Source organism: Parachitinimonas caeni (genome assembly GCF_030129945.1).
Classification (GTDB): Bacteria; Pseudomonadota; Gammaproteobacteria; order Burkholderiales; family Chitinimonadaceae; genus Parachitinimonas; species Parachitinimonas caeni.
Genome location: NZ_JARRAF010000088.1, coordinates 1 through 4,082 on the forward strand (window position 1 = coordinate 1; position 4,082 = coordinate 4,082).

Below are 4,082 nucleotides of genomic sequence, written 5' to 3' on the forward strand. Positions count from 1 at the left end.
CATTCAGGTCGCCAGTTCCCTTGCTGGCAACGATAAAGTCATTGCCATCGCCGCCGGCGATGGTGGTAGCGTTATAGAGATAGTCGTTACCGGGCGTGCCGCCCACGGGTGCGGTAGGGGTGCCACCGCCTTTCAGATCAATACTGAGCTGGCCATTGGTGAACTTCTGCACCGTCAGTGTCTGGCCGGTGCCGGCGTGCTTGATAATCAGGTCGCTGCTGCCGTTTGAAGGGCTGGTGAGTGTGTAAGTAATCTGGCTGTCGTTGACATCGGTAAAGACCGAACCACCGTTCTTTGACTGACCGCCAGTCAGAGCAGTGCCGCAAAAAACGATACCACCGACGCCATCGCTGTCTAACAAAACATCGTTGCCTTGGTCTTTCTCGACAAAATAGGTGTCAAAACCATCGCCACCTTCCAGCCAGTCGTTACCGGCGCCGCCATTGAGCTGGTCCTTATCGGCACCGCCATACAAGGCATCGTTACCTTCTTCGCCATACAGCTGATCATCGCCGCTACCGCCACGCAAGGTGTCGCGCGCCAAGCCACCGGTCAACGAATCCGCACCGGCGCCACCATCCAGACTGTCTTCATCGGCACCGCCGTCCAGCGTATCGTTGTCGGCCATGCCAAACAGTGTGTCGTTACCGGACATGCCTAGCAAGGTGTCGATTCCTTCGCCACCAAGCAAGCTATCTTCTCCGGAACCCCCTTCCAGATAATCATCGCCACCGAAACCATCAATGGTGTCGTTACCGGCCATGCCATATAGATGATCCCCATTGGCAGAGCCTCCAAACTTGTCTCCGTGCTCATCATCAAAGCCGAAGATGACTAAAGGATTTTCTACACCTGATGCCAACACCTTTTTGCCAGTTTGCAGATCGGTATATGTGTATTTATCCGACACCGGCATGCTGTTGAAATCCCGTTCATTTTTTAGTACCCCTGCCAGCATGGCAGAGCGGTCTTTCAGCCATTCAGCCGTCAGGCCGGCATCATTGGTTTCCGGATTGTGCAGTTCGAGGCTTTTTGACCACTTGGAATAATCGGCCCCGATGACGGTAAGCGGATTGAATTGCAGCAGTGCAAAGCGTCTTGTCAATTGGGTAGATTCATCACCGGCAATAAATAATTCCGAATTGATGTTGTCGCGAAGCACCTCCAACCGGAATGGCCCTTTGCCATTAATCAAATTCCAGGTTGATTTGATCAGCGCAGTATAGCCATCGAGTGAATCAGGAATAGGCTGCTTTTTATCACCCCATATCGACTGGAATATATTGAGAATACGCGAATAGGCACGCACCGGCGGTTCTGGGTTGCGGATATCGTATTTGCCGGAAATATCCTCGATCAGCGAGAAGATCTCTGATAATTTCAGCTGCGGGGAAAGGGCGTGAAGAAATTGGACGGGGATGGCGGCAAATATGTCATTTTCGGTCAATTTCTTAAAATCGTCTGCATCTTCGCCAGCTGCCCATTTGAGCATTTCCTGTGATTTCGAATTATTTAGTAACGACTGTGACCACTGCAGCAACTCTCTTACTTTTTCTTCCTGCGCCCGAGACTCGTAGAAGCCCCACGCCCCTACAATCGTCCCGCCAATTGCACAGACAATAGCAACGGGCACTGCCGCCACCTCTGTGATGGCAACAGCCCCCGCAACGGCTGCGCCAATTGCAATCAACTCTCCAGCCATTCCCAACGTATTCGCGCGGGTTACCGAGCCATACTTCTGAATGTCTTCTTCAGCGTGCTTTAAATAGTTTGCCAAAGATGCCGTAGCTGCCACCTGGCCAATTACCGGAAATTTACCAATCAAATCAAACAAGGCTCCGGCAGCCTTCATCAGATACAGGCCAGCATCAATCTGGTCGGACAAAGAATTGCTATTGAAAGCATTTTTTAATGAAATCAATCCATTGGAAAGGTCGAATACCATTCCATTTGAGTTTACATAATTGGCAATTGCCTCTGCATTTTTAGAACCACCTGACACTGAAAACTCCTTGGCAAGAAATTAGTTAAAAATGCGTATTGCTTGGATTGGAAAGCGGTAAAATCAAAGAATTTAAATAATTAAAACAAAGACAATCTTTACTTCCTGTTGTCATAATAAGGACGTCGAATATTATATATGGCTGCAGCCATAGTCAATGCAATGACAATAAATATAGAAAACGGGCTAGCCCTACCAGTTTGGTAGCCCGCCCCTGGCCCTTTCTCCTTCTGCTTTACCATTATTCTTAAATGCCTCATATAATCAAATGAAATATCAGGATTTGATGTATTTTCATTTTTTTTAAAAACAACTGCCTGCAAAACTCCCCAACTTTGGTGATACCAGATTTTAATAGATAACCCATTTCCTTTTGGATAAATTGCATACGGATCCTCCCAAGTATCATTCCAATATCTCACATCCCACTGAAACGGCACTTTTCCCCCTTCTTTCGTCACAACATAATGATGCGCCCCAATCTGATTGCCAAATTTGCTGGTTGCAGGCTCTAGTAGCAAAGTACCTTCCAACACTGTCGCCTCTTCAAGTTTTGGAATATCGGTATATTGGGTAACGTAATAGGGATAATACGCAAAATACTGCGGGTAAAGAACCACTATCAGCCCTATCAGCGTCGAAATATATCGAAATGCGCGCATGCGCCAAGTCGGCTTGATTGGCAGTGGGAATGCCTTCAGCTTCAAATCCATCTTCATCAGGTCAGGAAGGACTTCCTTGTTTTTTGTGTTCATCACAAAACCTTTTCGTGTAGACATGCCTACTCGCCTGGATGCGCGGCATTCTATTATTTCTATCCTCCACGGTGGATGGACTTCAATCCGATGACTTTTATGCCCCGTTATTTTGCTCAGGACAGCTTTCTCATGTAAGAAAAACTTTACTAAGTATAAGAGTAGAACAGAAGAGCGACAGCGGATTGTAGTATTAGCCGGAAAATCAATCAGGCATTTGATAAATAAAGAAATTATTTGTAATTTTGATACTGGAAAGGGTACTGACAAGTTAACGTCGACCCAAGCGAATATAAAGGACTTCTCCCGTCGCCCAGCGGCGGGGCCGCCCGGCATCGAAGTGCCAAGATTGAAATGCGAGTCCAATCTGAAAGGTTCTGTCGCATTAACTACCAACACATGGTCAGTTTGTAAACCGTGGTTGGCTGAGTCAGATGGGCAAGTCGATGTTGAACGTGAAACGGTCCGGTTTCCCGTGGACATCATCCTGCAGTGTGTTCGCTGGGTTGTGGCTTATCCCCTGAGCTATCGGCAGAATGCGGAAATGATGGCCGAACGAGGTGTGCAGGTAGATCTCAGTACGCTACAGCGCGGGGCGATCCGCTTCCTGCCAGTCTTGACGGAACGGTTTCGCCAACTGAAAAAGACAGTCGGTCCACAGTGGCGGAGGGATGAGACCGATGTCCGCATCTCGGGTAAATGGCAGTATTGCTATCGCGCCGTCGATTCAGAGGGCAAAACCGTGGATTGCCTGCTCTATGACAAGCGGGATCATGCGGCAGCACTGAGTTGCTTTCAGCAAGCCATTGATCAGCATGGCCACCCTGAAGGGGTTGCCATCGATAAAAGTGGCTCCAACCAGTCAGCGTTGATCGCGCTGAATGCGGAAGATGCCCCCACCATCCAGATCCGCCAGAACAAGTATCTGAACAACCTGATTGAGCAGGATTATCGGGCGATCAAGCGACGAACCCAGCCGATGCTGGGCTTCAAGGATGCCGCCTCTGCCGCCATCATCCTGAGTGGGATTGAACTCATGCATGCATTGAAGAAAGGACAGCTGAATGTCAGTGCTCAGTCCCTGACGCCTGAGGCGCAGTTTTACGGGGTACTGACAAGTTAACTTCGAACTTGGCGGCAGGTTAAGATGTTGGCATGGACAAGGATCTCTACCACCGCCACCGTTTCCCGGCTGAAGTCATCGGCCATGCGGTCTGGCTCTACCATCGATTCAACCTCAGCTTCCGTGATATTGAGGAATTACTGGCCTCACGGGGCGTGCTCGTCAGTAACGAGACGATCCGGCAATGGTGCCTGAAATTCGG

3 protein-coding genes and 1 pseudogene are annotated in these 4,082 nt (G+C 49.1%); 2 read left to right on the forward strand and 2 right to left on the reverse strand.

The genetic code is table 11. From position 1 onward, the window contains the following. Both PZA18_RS23470 and PZA18_RS23475 read right to left on the reverse strand, forming a co-directional pair. Positions 1-1,885: calcium-binding protein (locus tag PZA18_RS23470; protein ID WP_284103327.1), on the reverse strand; the 1,885-nt coding region annotated here is incomplete at its 3' end. Positions 1,886-2,100: 215 nt separating this feature from the next. Then, on the reverse strand, positions 2,101-2,781 hold the full coding sequence (locus tag PZA18_RS23475) for a hypothetical protein (protein ID WP_284103328.1): 681 nt from the start codon (positions 2,779-2,781) through the stop codon (positions 2,101-2,103). 397 nt (positions 2,782-3,178) lie between these two features. On the opposite strand from PZA18_RS23475, the gene PZA18_RS23480 reads away from it, so the two are divergent. Beyond that, a complete protein-coding gene (locus PZA18_RS23480; RefSeq protein ID WP_284103329.1) occupies positions 3,179-3,880 on the forward strand; it encodes an IS6 family transposase in 702 nt (233 codons plus the stop codon). A gap of 32 nt (positions 3,881-3,912) precedes the next feature. Then, positions 3,913-4,082: pseudogene (locus PZA18_RS23485) on the forward strand (IS6 family transposase); the annotation flags it as partial.